At 63.2% G+C, this 14,941-nt stretch carries 17 protein-coding genes and 1 riboswitch; of the genes, 4 read left to right on the top strand and 13 right to left on the bottom strand.

Annotation, left to right across the window (positions count from 1 at the left end):
* Positions 1 to 97: 97 nt before the first annotated feature.
* On the top strand, positions 98 to 526 hold the full coding sequence (locus FCT00_RS02675) for a DoxX family protein (RefSeq protein ID WP_138421736.1): 429 nt from the start codon (positions 98 to 100) through the stop codon (positions 524 to 526).
* Between the two features lie 158 nt (positions 527 to 684).
* Here the strand turns inward: FCT00_RS02675 and metK are convergent, their stop codons facing one another.
* The 12 genes from metK to miaB all read right to left on the bottom strand — a co-directional run bounded on the left by metK (position 685) and on the right by miaB (position 12,307).
* Positions 685 to 1,851: a methionine adenosyltransferase gene (metK, locus tag FCT00_RS02670; protein WP_008334258.1), complete on the bottom strand. Its 1,167-nt coding sequence runs from the start codon at positions 1,849 to 1,851 to the stop codon at positions 685 to 687.
* Between the two features lie 6 nt (positions 1,852 to 1,857).
* A riboswitch (SAM-SAH riboswitch) is annotated at positions 1,858 to 1,906 on the bottom strand.
* Between the two features lie 12 nt (positions 1,907 to 1,918).
* On the bottom strand, positions 1,919 to 3,448 hold the full coding sequence (lnt, locus tag FCT00_RS02665; protein ID WP_235888927.1) for an apolipoprotein N-acyltransferase: 1,530 nt from the start codon (positions 3,446 to 3,448) through the stop codon (positions 1,919 to 1,921).
* A complete protein-coding gene (locus FCT00_RS02660) occupies positions 3,449 to 4,339 on the bottom strand; it encodes a hemolysin family protein (protein ID WP_138421735.1) in 891 nt (296 codons plus the stop codon).
* Between the two features lie 24 nt (positions 4,340 to 4,363).
* Complete coding sequence (ybeY, locus tag FCT00_RS02655) at positions 4,364 to 4,852, bottom strand: rRNA maturation RNase YbeY (RefSeq protein WP_138421734.1); 489 nt, start codon at positions 4,850 to 4,852, stop codon at positions 4,364 to 4,366.
* 39 nt (positions 4,853 to 4,891) lie between these two features.
* Entirely contained in the window at positions 4,892 to 5,821 is a 930-nt protein-coding gene (locus tag FCT00_RS02650; protein ID WP_138421733.1) for an SDR family NAD(P)-dependent oxidoreductase, read from the bottom strand.
* A gap of 62 nt (positions 5,822 to 5,883) precedes the next feature.
* The gene (locus tag FCT00_RS02645; RefSeq protein WP_138421732.1) at positions 5,884 to 6,867 is read right to left on the bottom strand and encodes a methylenetetrahydrofolate reductase; all 984 of its coding nucleotides are present in this window, start codon (positions 6,865 to 6,867) and stop codon (positions 5,884 to 5,886) included.
* Positions 6,864 to 7,433: a methylenetetrahydrofolate reductase C-terminal domain-containing protein gene (locus FCT00_RS02640; RefSeq protein WP_138421731.1), complete on the bottom strand. Its 570-nt coding sequence runs from the start codon at positions 7,431 to 7,433 to the stop codon at positions 6,864 to 6,866. Before FCT00_RS02640 ends, FCT00_RS02645 begins: the two co-directional genes overlap by 4 nt.
* Positions 7,434 to 7,536: 103 nt before the next feature.
* Entirely contained in the window at positions 7,537 to 8,460 is a 924-nt protein-coding gene (locus tag FCT00_RS02635; protein ID WP_138421730.1) for a class I SAM-dependent methyltransferase, read from the bottom strand.
* Positions 8,461 to 8,565: 105 nt separating this feature from the next.
* Positions 8,566 to 9,576 (bottom strand): PhoH family protein, encoded by a 1,011-nt coding sequence (locus FCT00_RS02630; RefSeq protein WP_040885179.1) that lies wholly within the window; start codon positions 9,574 to 9,576, stop codon positions 8,566 to 8,568.
* Between the two features lie 284 nt (positions 9,577 to 9,860).
* Positions 9,861 to 10,196, bottom strand: a complete 336-nt coding sequence (locus FCT00_RS02625; protein ID WP_008334249.1) for a hypothetical protein — start codon at positions 10,194 to 10,196, stop codon at positions 9,861 to 9,863.
* The gene (locus FCT00_RS02620; RefSeq protein WP_050771986.1) at positions 10,193 to 10,780 is read right to left on the bottom strand and encodes an OmpA family protein; all 588 of its coding nucleotides are present in this window, start codon (positions 10,778 to 10,780) and stop codon (positions 10,193 to 10,195) included. Before FCT00_RS02620 ends, FCT00_RS02625 begins: the two co-directional genes overlap by 4 nt.
* A gap of 195 nt (positions 10,781 to 10,975) precedes the next feature.
* Positions 10,976 to 12,307: a tRNA (N6-isopentenyl adenosine(37)-C2)-methylthiotransferase MiaB gene (gene miaB, locus FCT00_RS02615; RefSeq protein WP_008334245.1), complete on the bottom strand. Its 1,332-nt coding sequence runs from the start codon at positions 12,305 to 12,307 to the stop codon at positions 10,976 to 10,978.
* 135 nt (positions 12,308 to 12,442) lie between these two features.
* On the opposite strand from miaB, the gene FCT00_RS02610 reads away from it, so the two are divergent.
* The 3 genes from FCT00_RS02610 (at position 12,443) to FCT00_RS02600 (ending at position 14,445) form a co-directional block, all read left to right on the top strand.
* Positions 12,443 to 13,312, top strand: a complete 870-nt coding sequence (locus tag FCT00_RS02610; RefSeq protein ID WP_138421729.1) for a hypothetical protein — start codon at positions 12,443 to 12,445, stop codon at positions 13,310 to 13,312.
* A gap of 152 nt (positions 13,313 to 13,464) precedes the next feature.
* A complete protein-coding gene (locus FCT00_RS02605) occupies positions 13,465 to 13,893 on the top strand; it encodes an FKBP-type peptidyl-prolyl cis-trans isomerase (RefSeq protein WP_008334242.1) in 429 nt (142 codons plus the stop codon).
* Positions 13,894 to 13,992: 99 nt separating this feature from the next.
* Positions 13,993 to 14,445: an SRPBCC family protein gene (locus FCT00_RS02600; protein ID WP_040885177.1), complete on the top strand. Its 453-nt coding sequence runs from the start codon at positions 13,993 to 13,995 to the stop codon at positions 14,443 to 14,445.
* Here FCT00_RS02600 and irrA read toward each other — a convergent pair whose 3' ends face one another.
* Positions 14,446 to 14,868 (bottom strand): iron response transcriptional regulator IrrA, encoded by a 423-nt coding sequence (gene irrA, locus FCT00_RS02595; protein ID WP_008334240.1) that lies wholly within the window; start codon positions 14,866 to 14,868, stop codon positions 14,446 to 14,448.
* Positions 14,869 to 14,941 lie beyond the last annotated feature (73 nt).

Genomic DNA, 14,941 nt, shown 5'->3' with positions numbered 1-14,941 from the left:
CACATAAAGTGTATGAAATTGGAGAATGGTGCAAGACGCGGCGCTGATGCATCTCTTGGCCATCGCCCGGATGGGCCAACAGTCAAGGAATGAAACAATGAACGCACAAACGCTCGCCTATGTCGCGCCTCTCGCACGGCTTCTCCTCTCCGCGATGTTCATCATCTCGGGTCTTCAGAAAATCACCGGATACGCCGGGACCGCAGGGTATATGGAGGCGATGGGTGTGGCCCCCGGCCTTCTGCCCATCGTGATCCTCGTCGAAGTCGTGGGCGGGATCGCGCTGCTCGTGGGCTTTCAGGCGCGTCTGGCGGCCTTTCTGCTTGCCGGGTTCTCGGTCGTGTCGGGGCTTCTGTTCCACCTGATCCCGTCCTTCGGGATGGAGGACGCGATGGCCGCGCAGGGTCAAGTGATCTCGTTCATGAAGAACGTGACCATCGCGGGCGGGATGCTGATGGTCGTGGCGTTCGGCCCGGGCCGCGTGTCGGTGTCGCGCAATGAGGCTGGGCTCGTCCCCGCCGAGTGATTTCGCCCGGCCTTGCGTCCGGTCGACCTGAGCGGGGGAGGCGCTGCCTCCCCCACACCCCCTCCGAGGTATTTTCAGACCGAAGAAGAGGACGGGTAGTGCCAAAATGAAAGGCCCCGGCATAGTGCCGGGGCCTTGCGTCATTCATTTCTGGCTCGTCAGACCGCCGCTTTGAACGCGTCCACGAGGTCCGTCTTTTCCCACGAAAAGCCCCCGTCGTCCTCGGCCGGGCGGCCGAAGTGGCCGTAGGCCGCCGTGCGCTGGTAGATCGGGCGGTTCATGCCGAGATGTTCGCGGATGCCGCGCGGGGTCAGGTTCATGACCTTGGCCGCCGCCTTTTCGATCGCGGCTTCGTCCACCGTGCCCGTGCCGTAGGTGTCGACGTAGATCGACAGCGGTTTGGCGACGCCGATGGCGTAGGACAGTTGCAGCGTGCATTTCTTGGCAAGGCCCGCCGCCACCACGTTCTTGGCGAGGTAGCGCGCGGCATAGGCCGCCGAGCGGTCCACTTTGGTCGGGTCTTTGCCCGAAAAGGCGCCGCCGCCGTGGGGGGCCGCACCGCCATAAGTGTCGACGATGATCTTGCGGCCCGTGAGGCCCGCGTCGCCGTCCGGCCCGCCGATGACGAACTTGCCGGTCGGGTTCACGTGCCATTCGGTCTCGTCCGTGATCCACTCGGCCGGCAGCACCTCTTCGATGTAAGGCGTGACGAGGGCGCGCACGTCGTCCGAGGTCATGGTGTCGTCGAGGTGCTGGGTCGACAGGACGAGCGAGGTCACCGCGACGGGCTGGCCGTTTTCATACCGCACCGAAAGCTGGCTTTTCGCATCCGGACCAAGCTGGACAATGCCTTCGTTCTTGCGGGCATCGGCCAGACGCTTGAGGATCTTGTGGGCATAGAGGATCGGGGCGGGCATGAGCGCCGTCGTCTCGTCCGTCGCGTAGCCGAACATGATGCCCTGATCGCCCGCGCCCTCGTCCTTGTTGTCGGCTGCGTCGACGCCCTGGGCGATGTCGGCGGACTGGGCGTGAAGGTAGTTGTCGACCTTCATGTTGGCCCAGTGAAAGCCCTTCTGTTCATAGCCGATGTCCTTGACGCAATCGCGCGCGATCTCTTCCACGCGTTCGATCACGCTGGCGGGGCCGCGCACCTCGCCGCCGATGACGACGCGGTCGGTGGTCGCGAAGGTTTCGCAGGCCACGCGGGAATAGGGGTCTTCGGACAGGAAGGCGTCGAGAACCGCATCGGAAATCCGGTCGCAGACCTTATCCGGGTGGCCCTCGGAAACGGATTCCGAAGTGAATACGTAGTTGGATCGTGCCATGAAAAGTGCTCCGTTATGATATCCCCGCCACGTCAGGAAGCCGTTGTGGCGGTTGGGTCACCTTGCGTTACAGGGGTGCCGCAACCGGGTCAACGGATTTGCGCCGCGCGAAGGCCAGAAGCCCGGCGAACAGCGCCGAAAGCGCCACAATGAAGGGCAGATCGCCGATCCGGGCATAGACAGTGGGCGGCAGAGGTGCGGGAAGGTCCGCGTCGAGGAACCCGGCTTCGTTCAGGGGCAGCGCGGCGGTGACATTGCCCTTGGCGTCGATCATGGCGCTGATCCCGGTGTTGGCGGCACGTGCGAGCGGCAGGCCGAACTCGATGGCGCGGAACCGGGCGTGGACGAGGTGTTGCTGCGGGCCGGAAAAGGTGCCGAACCACGCATCGTTCGTCAATTGCAGGATCATGTCGGCGCGTCCCTTCGCGCCCCGGATGTCGCGCGGAAAGATCGCCTCGTAGCAGATCAGCGGCAGGGCCTTGCCCAGCGTGCCGGGAAGCTGGTGGATCACCGGGCCGTCGCCCTCTTCGAAGCCATAGCCGGATTGCTGGGCCAGACCCCGGATGCCGATCTTGGCGAGCTGGTTGCCGAAGGGGACGAATTCCCCGAACGGGACGAGGTGGTGCTTGTCGTAAATCCACGCAGGCTCGCCCGGCGCATCGTAGTAGACGATGGAATTGCGATAGGTCGATCCCTCGCGCCGCTGGATGCCCGCCACGAGGGGCGCGGGGGCGGCGGAGCGGAAGGCGCGTTCTTCAAGCAGCGGGGCTTGACCCTGAAGCGCGGGGATCGAGGTTTCGGGCCAGACCACCAGATCAGGCTCGCGCCCATCGGCGGGGGCCGAGGAGAGCGCCGTGGCGCGTTCGAAGAAGGTCATGACCCAGTCCGGCTCCCACTTCAGGTGCTGGGCCGCGTTGGGCTGGACGAGCCGCAGGACGTTTTCGGTCGTGGGGGGCAGGGGCCGCTGGTCGGCGAGAAAGCCGAAACCGGCAAGCGCCACGCCCGCCGCGACCACGCCGACCCTGAGCCAGCCGGAATAGATCGCGACATAGATGAGCGCCGCGAAGAAGAGTGTGACCCAGCCGAGCCCATAGGCGCCGATCCACGCCGCAATCTGCGCGACCGGCGTGTCGATCCAGATCAGCCCCGGCCCACCCCATGAAAACCCGGTGAAGGCCCAGGCCCGCACGTATTCGGCGAGCCCCAGCGCGATCGGCAGCGCGACCCAGCGCAGGGCCGGGCGGACGAGCGCGGCAAGGGCCGAGGCCACGCCCCAGTACAGCGCCATACCGCCGGCGAGCAGGATGACCGCGAAAGGTGCCATCCAGCCGTGTGCCTTGATGTCGACGAGGAAGGGATTGACCAGCCAGCTCCACTGCACCGCGAAGAACCCGGTGCCGACCATCCAGCCGAGCACGCCCGCGCGTTTCCAGCTCGGGGCGTCCAGAACCAGACCCAGACCCATCGCGAAGGCGACGATGCTGACGGTGTAAAGGCCGAAGGGTTCGTGACCGACCGCGGCCATGCCGCCAAAGAAAAGGGCTGCGAACAGCCCCTTCCACTTCGCCGCGGCAAGCCGCTGCATCGCCTCGCGCATCTACGCCTTGCCTTCGCCCGGAAGCCTGACGCGCAGGCGCTTGATCCGCCGGGGTTCGGCATCGACCACTTCGAACTCGGCACCCGAGGGATGTTCGATCACCTCGCCGCGCGCGGGCACGCGGCCCGCCTCGAGAAAGACGAGACCGCCCAGAGTGTCGATCTCTTCCTCTTCCACGTCCTCGGTGACGAGCGACAGGCCCGACGCCTCTTCGAATTCTTCAAGCGGCGCGCGCGCCTCGACCAGCCACGACCCCGAAGGTTCCTGCATCCACAGGGCGCCCTCTTCCAGATCGTGTTCATCTTCGATCTCGCCGATGACCTGCTCCACGAGGTCTTCGAGCGTCACCAGACCGTCGACGCCGCCGTATTCGTCGATGACGAGCGCCATGTGCATCCGGTCCGTCTGCATCTTTTGCAACAGGACGCCGATGGGCATGGACGGCGGCGCATAGATCAGCGGGCGCACGAGGTCACCCATATCGAAATCCGGGCTGTCACCGTTGAAGCCGTGCTTGAGCGCGAAATCCTTGAGGTGGACCAGCCCGATGGGCGTGTCCAGCGTGCCCCGGAACACCGGCAGGCGCGTGTTGCCGGATTCGCGGAATTTCTCGACCAGATCGGGGAGCGAGATATCCTCGGCGACCGCGACGACCTCGACCTTCGGGATCATCACGTCCTCCACGCGCATCCGGCGCAGGTTCAACATGCCAAGGGGAACGGCGCGGGCGCTGTCGCCACCGCCAGCCGGAGCATCATGTGCCTCGGCCTCATCCGTGTCCGAGGGGCTGAGCGCCCCGATGATACGTCCGAAGAATCCTTCGGACCGTGCGTTTTCCTCTTCCTCGCGCGCGCTCTGCGCCGCGCTAGAAGACCCGTCGGTGTCGCCCATCTGTCCTTTCCACTGGCCCGGAGATCACGTCTCCGTCCCTCCATATGGGTCGGCGAGACCCATCTTGCCAAGTATTTCCGTTTCCAGCCCTTCCATCAGGGCCGCATCTTTGTCGTCTATGTGGTCATAACCCAACAGATGAAGGGTTCCATGTACGACAAGATGGGTCACATGATCCACCATCGGTTTGCCGGCCTCGGCGGCTTCCCGCGCGCAGGTGTCATAGGCGATGGCGATATCGCCCAGTTCCATGTCCTCGGGCGGGTAGGGGTCGCCCCCCGGCTGATCCGCGCCGCGTTCCTCGGATGGCCATGACAGCACGTTGGTCGGCGTCGGCTTGTCCCGGAACTCAATGTTGAGCGCGGCGATCCGGTCGTCATCGCAGGCAAGCAGCGCGATCTCGGCACCCGCGATGCCCAGCCTTGCGAGCGTCGCCGCGCAGGCGGTTTCGGCCAGAGCTTCGAGCCCCAGCGCCACCCAGCGGTCGTCCTCATATACCACGTCCACGATCATCGGGCCGCTCTTACCCGGCTTCGGGCGTCACGGGAACGCTCATTGCGCCATCACGTCGTCTTGCCGCACCCCGGTCAGATCCTCGCTCACCGCCCAGAGCCGCGCCGCGATATCCTCACGCTCGGCGTAGTCGGCGGTCGAGGCGACACCCACCGGGCCGACCAGTTCGCGAAAGCCCACCGGGCCATAGTTATCGCCGCCGGTCACATCATCGGCTGTGGCGGCGTAGAGGATCGCCTCCGACGCCTTCTCCGGCACCTGCGAGATGAACGGGATGATGAAGGTGCCGACGATCCAGCCCATGATCGGGATGGTTGCTAGGCGGTCATAGACCCCCTGCGAGCGTGAGAACCCCGGATGCGCGGCGACCGAAGTGATGCCCCAGCCCTGCGCCTCGCTGCGCCGCTGAAGCTCTTTCGCGAACATCAGGCAGGCGAGCTTGGTCTTGCCATAGGCCACCATCGGCTTGAACTTGCCCTTGGTCTGAAGGTCGTCGAAATCGAACTCGCCGTATTTGTGCGCCCCCGAGGACAGCGCGACGACCCGCGCGTTCGACCGTGACAGAAGCGGCAGCAACCCGACCACCATCGCGAAATGGGCAAGGTGGTTGACCCCGAACATCATCTCGAACCCGTCCTTGGTCTCGCTGCGCCCCAGTTCGGCCATGACGGCGGCGTTGCAGATCAGGATGTCGAGCCGGTCCAGCTCGGCCAGCGTCTTGGCCGTGAAGGCCTTGACCGAGGCCATGTCGGCAAGGTCCACCTGCCGGAAACTGAGCTTGGTTCCCGGCACCTCGGCACGGATCTTGTCCAGCACAGCCTCGCCCCGTTCGACCGAGCGTCCGGCCATGATGACATGCGCCCCGGCACGGGCGAGACCCGCGACGATCGCGGTGCACAACCCGCTCGTCCCCGTGACCATCGCCACCTGGCCGTCGAGCGACCCCATATCCTCAGGCGTCCATGCCATGCGTCACCTCGTGTTGTCGAAACGAGGCGTATCATCCATCGCGTCAGCTGTATACGCGGGCCTCAGGCGCTTTGTTTCTGGGGCCGGGCGATGCCCGCCTCGCGCAGGATGTCGGCGACCAGATGCTCTCGCCGATAGGCCATGATGTGCACGCCCGAGACGCCCGCGATATCCTTCACCTGCTGGATGAGTTCGACACAGATCCTGCGCCCCTCGTCCCCCGGTTTTTCGGCCTTTTCCAACCGGTCGATCACGCTGTCGGGGATATGGATGCCCGGCACGTTCGAGCGCATCCAGCGCGCGGCCTTGGCCGAGGCGAGCGGGCCGACGCCCGCAAGGATGAACACCCGCTTGTCGAGCCCCATGTCGCGCACCCGCTCCATGAACCGTTCGAAACGCGGAATGTCGAAGATGTAGTTGGTCTGGATGAAATCCGCCCCCGCCTCGACCTTTTTGGCGAGCCGGTCGGCGCGGTAGTCGACCGGATCGACGCAGGGGTTTTCGGCCGCCCCGATGAAAAGGCGCGGGGGTTTTGCGATCTCGCGCCCCGACAGGAACCGCCCCTCGTCGCGCATCGTCTTGATGAGCCGGATCAGGGAAACGCTGTCCAGATCGAACACCGGCTTCGCGCCCGGCTGGTCCCCGGCGCCCACGTCGTCGCCCGTGAGGCACAGCACATTGCGCACGCCCATCGCGGCGGCGCCCAGCACGTCGCCCTGAATGGCGATCCGGTTCCGGTCGCGACACGAGATCTGGTAGACCGAGCCATGCCCCGTGCGCGTGAGGAGCGAGCAGATGCCGATGGACGACATATGGCAATTGGCCCCGGACGCATCCGTCGCGTTGATCGCATCCGTGACCTCGGCCAGCGGTTTGGCGGCGGCGAACACATCCTCGGGGTCGGCGCTGTCGGGCGGGTTCAATTCGGACGTGACCGCGAACTCGCCTGCCCTCAGGGTGCGCTCCAGCACGGACCCGGCCTTGTGCCCTTCCGGGATCGGTTCATAGGGGCGGATCGCGTTGGGGTCGGAGTAGAACATGCTCATCGCGCGGCCCCTTCCTTGCGGGTCTCTTCGGTCAGCGGGGCCGAGGTCGGTGCACTGGCGCGGGCCTCGGGGTAGGTGCGCGCCAGCGCGGTTCGGTTCGCCTCGGTCCCTTCGGTCAATTGCTGCACGCGTTCCCGGCTGGCGCGCAGCCAGGCGGAACTCCCTTCCAACCGCCGATCAACGGGGGGCAGGACGACCCCGATCTTGTCGCCGTGCTTCATCCGCGAGGCGCCATCCCATGCCTCGACCCAGACGCAACGCATGTCGGGCTTCACCTCGCAGAACCCGCCCGGACGCACTCCGCCGCAGGGGCCATTGCGCAACTGCTTGGGGCAGTTCATCGGACAGGACATGCCGGTCGAGGACAGCACGCATTGCCCGCACATCTTGCAGTCGAACAAAAGCCCCTTGGTCACGCGCTCGACGGCGGCGACGGGGCGTTCGAGCCGCGCATATCCGAGCTTGGACAAGAGCGGGTCCAGCGAGACGAGAAGGCTTTCGAGCCTTTGGTAAACCCATTCGAACTGGCGTGAGCGGCGGACTGCGAAGCGGCGCAACGCGTACATGGCGACCTCCCTCTGGCTGCCCCCACGATAACGCAAATGATCCGAGTTGTAGCTGTGATTGTCTCCAAGCTGGCGGTCTGATGCGAGACTTGGCTTGGGCGGATCAATCGGAAAGCAGTGCAGCCCAAACACTGGACGGCTGTTTCAGACCAAGCCGCTCCACGATTTCACCCTTTAAGACGGGCAATGTCTTCGTCCTCCATTCACGTAGTGGTGAAAATGTCGTGGACTTAAGGCCGACGGTTGCCCCAAGTCGGTTTAAGGTCTGCTGCGAGAAAACATTAATGTGGTCCACCGGAGCACAGAGTTTTCCATTTTCACGCACGACCCCTTCGGACAAAGGTCCCTTCTTTGCTGCTTTATAGAGCGGAGCACCATTCGGCGTGGCCAACACAATCGCGCCGCCGGGAGCTAGTGAGCCAGCCAGCAAGCGAATCATGTCTTGAGGAAAAGATAGGTGCTCAAAAACCTGGTTGCTGAAAATGATATCGAATTGGCGTCCTTCAGTTGAAGCAATCACTTCCAGCCCCCGATTTTTTGCGTATTCAACCTTTTCGGCGGCAAGTTCGACACCTGTTGCTTTCACTCCCATTCCGGCTGCCGCTGCACAGTGGTCACCCCATCCCATTCCAAAATCAAGAAATCGTATATCCCGCGCATGTTTCTTAGTTAGTGACATGCAGGCGCGCACTTGCCTATTGATGGTGTCGAAATGCTTGATTGACTGTCGTGCGTACTTGTCCCTGAACAAGTTTTTCGAGTTGATCCAACGACCGTAAACCTCTTCAGCAAAGGCATCCGAAGGAACGCGCGTTTGAAAGATCATATCGCAAGCATTGCATTGCGCGAGAACGAAGGCTTCTTCGGCTAGCCTTTCTGGCGCCGGGTCGCCCGACTCAAATGCCTTGCGGATTTGGGACACAACGCGATCTGAAGTATAGGGCTCTTCATAAATTTTCTTGATATCTCTTGATCTGCAAACTGGGCATTCTTCACGGGGAAGTAGCAAGTTCTCGGTCATTTCCATAAAGCGTTTTCATAGTATGGGTTCATATTCATTCCCTATGTCTATTAGCGCAATTCTGCGAGTTCCACTTGGACGGCAAGAACAACGAGCGATGAGTACCTTGTTCTAGCCCTTGGCCGGGTCGGCGGCGTCGTAGGCTTCGATGATCTTGGCGACAAGGTGGTGGCGCACCACGTCCTTCGCCGTGAAGTAGTTGAACGCGATGTCGTCGATGCCCTTGAGAAGCGTTTCGGCATCGTGCAGGCCCGAGTTCACGCCGCGCGGCAGATCCACTTGACTGCGGTCGCCGGTGATGACCATGCGCGAGCCTTCGCCGAGCCGGGTCAGGAACATTTTCATCTGCATGGTCGTGGCGTTCTGCGCCTCATCCAGCACCACGAAGGCATTCGATAGCGTGCGCCCCCGCATGAAGGCCAGCGGCGCGATTTCGATCCGCTTTTCGGCGATCAGCTTTTCGACCTGCTTGCCCGGAAGGAAGTCGTTCAGCGCGTCGTAAAGCGGCTGCATGTAAGGATCGACCTTCTCCTTCATGTCGCCGGGCAGGAAGCCCAGACGCTCGCCCGCTTCGACGGCGGGGCGCGACAGGATGATCTTGTCGACATGGCCCGAGATGAACAGGTTCACCCCCACGGCGACGGCGAGATAGGTCTTGCCGGTGCCCGCAGGTCCGATGCCGAAGGCCAGTTCGCGTTTGAACAGGTTTTTCACATAGGCCTTCTGCGCGTCCGTGCGCGGTTCGACCAGCTTCTTGCGGGTCTTGATCTCGACCCGGCCGCCCTTGAACATCTCAAGCTGCGCATCCGGGCCGGGACCGTCTTCGTGGTGGCCCATCCGGATCTCGCCGTCGATGTCTCCGGCCTCGATCTGCTTGCCCTGTTCGAGCCGCTGATAAAGCGCCTGCAAGACTGCTGCCGCCTGCCCACGCGCCTCTCCGTCACCGACGACGGCAAGCTGGTTGCCACGGCGCAGGATATGCACGTTCATCTGGTGTTCGATCTGGGCGAGGTTTCGGTCGAATTCCCCGCACAAGTCGATGAGCAATCGGTTGTCGGGAAACTCCAGCAGGGTTTCGTGAATGTCTTCGGGTTTCGGCGGGTTTAACGCATCTAGTCCCAAGTATGTCTCCGTATCACGGGTGCCTGTACTAATGATGGTGCCTCCGACCCCTCGCACACGCAAGCATTAGTGCGCGAAAATTACGCAACTGATACAAAAAGGGCGCTTTCGGGTCGGCTTCGGATTAAGCGGTGTGCACAAATGAAAGCCCCGACGGGCGCGAATGGTTCCCGCGCCCTGTGATGTTATCCATCCGAGGCTGAACGAGTCGTTGCCGGGGCGTGCGGCAAAGGAAAAGGCCCGGCACTTGGCCGGGCCTTGTCGATGTCTTCGGTCGTGCCGGATCAGCGCGGCAGATAGTCCGGAAGGTCCGGCGACACGCGCCATTCGCCGATCACGGCGCCGCGCGGAAGTTCGTTGGAGCAGCGCGGCAGGCCCGATTTCGGGTCCGAACGGTCGCCGCCGTAGCCTTCGAGGCCGTCGTCGGTGATCCATGCTTCGCAGCCGTCGGGCAGAACCGCGACAGCGGCGATGCCGTCACGCGGGCCGGGGGAGTCGCCGATGGTGCGGTCGACGTTGGTCGCGATCAGCTTGGGCGCGCCGCCATCATAGGCGGTGGCCGAACAGCCTGCCACGACGACAGGCGCGAGCAGCGCAATAAGTGCGGTCTTCATTTTCATGGGTTCGGGTACCTGTAGCAGACGATTTCCACGCGGCGGTTCTTTTGCATGTTGGCCGCAGAGTTGTTGGGCGCGATCGGACGGCGCTCGCCGAAGCCGACGACACGGTCCACGACCGCCCCCGACTGGCGCGCGACACCGGCCACGGTGTTGGCGCGGTTCTGCGACAGGCGCATGTTGTATTCGTCCGACGCACGGCTGTCGGTATGCCCGTAAACGGCATAGGCGAAGGCGCCGGCGCTTGCGAAGAACTGGCGCAGCCACTGCTGGCCCTGTGCGGTCAGCTGGTAGCTGTCGGTCTTGAACAGGACATCCGTGTTCTGAACGGCACAGGTGTTCTTTTCCAGACACATATGGCGCCCGGTCTTGGGATCGCGGCGCGACACCATATACCCTTCGACGCCACCGTCCGCCCACCAATGCATGCATCCATCCGGGTCTACCCAAAGCCCCCAGTTGATCTTGCCGGTGACTGTCACTTGCGATTGCGCTGCGGCTGGGGTCGTGACCCCCGCAGCAGCGGAGAGCCCCAGAACGGCTGCGGCAGCCAGCGTTCTGAGACTGGAAATAACCCGGTACTTCACTCCTGATCCCCCAAAAAATGGCCGTGTGGCGACGGCGCGATATCTATTGGAGGAAGGTTAAACCGATGAAAGTCTTTATGTAAATGCTGGGCAGATTGAATTTGTCCAAGCTGTGTGGACATTCTGTATCATATATGTGGATTGCTAGTGATTGCTGGGAAAATCCACACAATTCCTAGTGTTAGTGAGTGGGCCCTACACCAAGGCGCCGGCCAGTGAATTGGGCCCGGCCTCGGTGATTCTCACCCGTCTGAGGTCGCCGGGGGCGATTCCCTCTGCTTTCACGTGAACGGCGTGAAGGTAGTCGGATTTCCCGGCCATCTGGCCCTCCATCCGGCCCGGTTTTTCAAACAGAACGCCGATTTCGCGGCCCACCATGCCGTCCATCACGCCGCGCGCCTGTTCGTTGATGAGGGCTTGCAGGCGGTGCAGACGGTCCGACGCCTCGGCCTCGTCCACCAGCGGACGCTCGGCGGCGGGCGTGCCGGGGCGCGAGGAATACTTGAAGCTGAAGGCCTGCCCATAATTCACGGCACGGATCAGGTCGAGCGTGTCCTCGAAATCGCGATCGGTCTCTTCCGGGAAGCCGACGATGAAATCGCCCGAGATCAGGATGTCGGGGCGGGCCGCCCGGATGCGTTCGATCAACCGCAGGTATTCTTCGGCGGTGTGCTTGCGGTTCATCCGTTTGAGGATGCGGTCCGACCCCGATTGCACCGGCAGATGCAGGTAGGGCATCAGTTTCGCGCATTCGCCATGCGCCGCGATCAGGTCGTCGGACATATCGTTGGGGTGCGAGGTGGTGAAGCGGATACGCTCCAGCCCGTCGATGTCGTTCAGCGCCCAGATGAGCCGCGCGAGCGACCAGTCGCCGCCGTCGCCCGCGCCGTGATAGGCATTCACATTCTGGCCCAACAAGGTAATCTCACGCACCCCGCGTTCGACCAGCTCGCGCGCTTCCCGCAGAATGCGCTCCGGCGGGCGGCTGACCTCGGCACCGCGCGTATAGGGCACGACGCAGAAGGCGCAGAACTTGTCGCAGCCTTCCTGCACGGTCAGGAACGCGGTCGGCGCGCGCTTGGCGGTCGGGCGGTTCTTCAGAACCTCGAACTTGTCCTCGAGCGGGAAGTCGGTATCGAGCGCCTTTTCGCCCCGGCCGACCTTTTCGACCATCTCGGGCAGGCGGTGATAGGTCTGGGGGCCGACGACAAGATCGACCATCGGCTGACGCCGCATGATCTCTTCCCCTTCGGCCTGCGCCACGCAGCCCGCGACGCCGATCTTCAGGTCCGGTTTCGCATCCTTCAGATCCTTGAACCGCCCCAGCTCGGAATAGACCTTTTCGGCGGCCTTTTCGCGGATGTGGCAGGTGTTCAGAAGGATCATGTCGGCCTCGTCCGGCGAGCCGACTTCGACATAGCCCTGACCGCCCATGGCCTCGGCCATGCGCTCGCTGTCGTAGACGTTCATCTGGCAGCCGTAGGTGCGGATGAACAGTTTCTTCGGGTCCGTGCTCTGATCGGTCATGTCGCGCGTTCTCCGGGGCCTTCGATCAAGGCGGCGTCGTAACGCGTTTGCCCTATCGCCGCAACGGTTGCATTGGCGCGGGCGTTCAGGGAAAGTTTACCCAGACCCCGCCACAAGGGGCATTTGGGGCAGAGAATGCGTTACACATCGCTCGCACAGTTCATCGACCGGGGCAAAGCGGCCTTTGCGAAGGGGCCAGTGGCGCTGATCTTCGTCGAGGATCTGGTCGAGGTCGAAAGCGCGATCCGCTACCATCAGTTGACCGGGTTTCGCGGGATCGTTCTGTTCGCGCCGCGGGAACTGGACCTGACCCATTCGCTCGAACAGGAAATTCACCGGGTGGATTATCCGGTGCTGCATGTCGGCGACGTGCAGAAGGCGGTGAATGCCGTTATCGACATCGCCGAGGGCACTTGGCTTTATTACTGCTACAACGCCGAATACCTGTTCTTTCCGTTCTGCGAGACGCGCAACGTCAACGAACTTCTGGTGTTTCACACCGAGGAACGGCGCAGCGCGATGCTGGCCTATGTGGTCGACCTTTATGCCGGTGATCTCAAACGCTATCCCGATGCGGTGTCGCTCGATCACGCCTGGCTCGACAAGTCGGGCTACTATGCGCTCGGGCGCCCGGACCCTGAGAACAACAATTACCCCAAGGAGCGGCAGCTCGATTTCTTCGGCGGCCTGCGCTGGCGGTTCGAGGAACACGTGCCCAAGGACCGGCGCAAGATCGACCGGATCGCACTGTTCAAGGCCCGGCCCGACCTGGTTCTGCGCGCGGACCACACGTTCAACGACGAGGAATACAACACCTACGCCTGTCCGTGGCACAACAACCTGACGGCGGCGATCGTGAGCTTTCGGACCGCCAAGGCGCTGAAGTCCAACGCGGGGTCCACCTTCGACATTCCGACGTTCAAATGGCACAACTCGGTGCCGTTCGACTGGACGTCGCAGCAGCTTCTGGACCTCGGGTTGATGGAGCCGGGGCAGTGGTTCTGACTGGTTGAGGCCCGTGGTGAGCGCGGCGCGGCGAAGCAGAGGCCCCGGGTTTACATCAAATCACATGCGCCTATGTTTAGGGGGAACCCCGCAAGCACCCGCGCGTTCACGCGTGGCCTTGCCGAACTCACTCCCGACCAAACGAGGCACTTATGACCGAAGTCAAATCGGGCGACACCGTCCGTATTCACTACACCGGCACACTGAACGACGGCACCGTCTTCGACAGTTCCGACGGGCGCGATCCGCTCGAATTCACCGTGGGCTCGGGCCAGATCATCCCCGGACTGGACAAGGCGATCCCCGGCATGACGCCCGGCGACAAGAAAACCGTTCCGGTCCCGGCGGACGAGGCCTATGGCCCGCATCATCCCGAAGGTGTGACCGAGATTCCGCGCGGCGACATTCCCGCCGACATCCCGCTGGAAACCGGCATCATGCTTCAGATGTCCACGCCGGACGGGCGCCAGATCCCGGTGACCGTGACCGACGTGACCGAGGAAAAGGTCACGATCGACGCCAACCACCAGCTTGCGGGCAAAGACCTGACGTTCAATATCGAACTGGTCGAAATCGCCTGATCCGACCCGACCGGGGGTCTCCGCCGACGGCGATGCCAAGGCGGAACACCCCCCGGCGGCCCGGCGTTTTCCCTTCGACAGACAAGGAAGGAGGACGCCATGACCGCTGTAATGGCTAAAGCCGCCACGATGATCGCCGCGCCTCCGCTCGTATGCTACGAGGCGTTCGCGACCCCCGACCGGATGACGGAATTCTGGTTCCCCAGGGTGTCCGGCCCGATCGAGAAGGGCGTGACCCTGACGTGGTACGTGGGCACGGCGCCCGATGCCCATCCCATCACCGTCGAGGTGGTCGAGGCGATGCCGGGCGAACGCATCGACATCCGCTGGGGCGACGGCACGCAGATGACCGACGTGTCGTGGACCTTCATCGAGAAGGGCCCGATGACCGAGGTGAAAGTCACCGAAACCGGGTTCGAGGGCGACGAGGCCGCACAGGCGGCGCAAGCCATCGATTCAACGGGCGGGTTCAGTCAGGTGCTCATCGCTGCCAAGGCGCTGATCGAGCACGACGTATCCATCAATGTGGTCGAGGATCGCGCGGCCGGCTGATCAGCGTTTGGCGCGCAGCCGGATCACTACGTCGACTTTCGACACTTCGGCCCCGTCCGGCGCCGCGGGGAGGGCCGCGATTTCAAGATCTTCCTCGGGCGCATCCATCAGCTCACCCGAATCTTCCCAGAAGAAATGCGGGTGGTTGGTGGTGTTGGTGTCGAAGTAGCCCTTGGTGCCGTTCACGAGGATTTCGCGCAGAAGCCCGACCTCGGAGAACGACCGAAGCGTGTTGTAGACCGTCGCAAGCGATACCTTTTCACCGGCCTCGCGCGTCGCGTCGAACAGGCTTTCGGCGGTGACATGCCGATGCTCGCCGTCGCCGACCAGCAGCGCCGCGATGGCCACGCGCTGCCGCGTCGGGCGCAGCCCGGCGCTTTCGAGCCACTTGCGGCCCATATCCTGTGACTGGCTGTGGGTCATCTTCACCCTCTGACTTCGTCTGGCGGTATATATAGTCAACAATACCTGTGCATTTCAATCGGATTCCCCGCAC

The sequence above is a fragment of the Maritimibacter alexandrii genome, assembly GCF_005871115.1.
In the GTDB taxonomy this organism is placed as follows: Bacteria; Pseudomonadota; Alphaproteobacteria; order Rhodobacterales; family Rhodobacteraceae; genus Maritimibacter; species Maritimibacter alkaliphilus.
Note: the sequence above shows the minus strand (reverse complement) of the source record. Positions and strands in the feature narration are given on the sequence as shown.

What these genes read in the sequence shown, in the direction of transcription:
- FCT00_RS02675 (WP_138421736.1), top strand. Translation starts at nt 98, where the DNA reads ATGAACGCACAAACGCTCGCCTATGTCGCGCCTCTCGCACGGCTTCTC.
- metK (WP_008334258.1), bottom strand. Translation starts at nt 1,851, where the DNA reads ATGGCACGATCCAACTACGTATTCACTTCGGAATCCGTTTCCGAGGGC.
- lnt (WP_235888927.1), bottom strand. Translation starts at nt 3,448, where the DNA reads ATGCGCGAGGCGATGCAGCGGCTTGCCGCGGCGAAGTGGAAGGGGCTG.
- FCT00_RS02660 (WP_138421735.1), bottom strand. Translation starts at nt 4,339, where the DNA reads ATGGGCGACACCGACGGGTCTTCTAGCGCGGCGCAGAGCGCGCGCGAG.
- ybeY (WP_138421734.1), bottom strand. Translation starts at nt 4,852, where the DNA reads ATGATCGTGGACGTGGTATATGAGGACGACCGCTGGGTGGCGCTGGGG.
- FCT00_RS02650 (WP_138421733.1), bottom strand. Translation starts at nt 5,821, where the DNA reads ATGGCATGGACGCCTGAGGATATGGGGTCGCTCGACGGCCAGGTGGCG.
- FCT00_RS02645 (WP_138421732.1), bottom strand. Translation starts at nt 6,867, where the DNA reads ATGAGCATGTTCTACTCCGACCCCAACGCGATCCGCCCCTATGAACCG.
- FCT00_RS02640 (WP_138421731.1), bottom strand. Translation starts at nt 7,433, where the DNA reads ATGTACGCGTTGCGCCGCTTCGCAGTCCGCCGCTCACGCCAGTTCGAA.
- FCT00_RS02635 (WP_138421730.1), bottom strand. Translation starts at nt 8,460, where the DNA reads ATGGAAATGACCGAGAACTTGCTACTTCCCCGTGAAGAATGCCCAGTT.
- FCT00_RS02625 (WP_008334249.1), bottom strand. Translation starts at nt 10,196, where the DNA reads ATGAAAATGAAGACCGCACTTATTGCGCTGCTCGCGCCTGTCGTCGTG.
- miaB (WP_008334245.1), bottom strand. Translation starts at nt 12,307, where the DNA reads ATGACCGATCAGAGCACGGACCCGAAGAAACTGTTCATCCGCACCTAC.
- FCT00_RS02610 (WP_138421729.1), top strand. Translation starts at nt 12,443, where the DNA reads ATGCGTTACACATCGCTCGCACAGTTCATCGACCGGGGCAAAGCGGCC.
- FCT00_RS02605 (WP_008334242.1), top strand. Translation starts at nt 13,465, where the DNA reads ATGACCGAAGTCAAATCGGGCGACACCGTCCGTATTCACTACACCGGC.
- FCT00_RS02600 (WP_040885177.1), top strand. Translation starts at nt 13,993, where the DNA reads ATGACCGCTGTAATGGCTAAAGCCGCCACGATGATCGCCGCGCCTCCG.
- irrA (WP_008334240.1), bottom strand. Translation starts at nt 14,868, where the DNA reads ATGACCCACAGCCAGTCACAGGATATGGGCCGCAAGTGGCTCGAAAGC.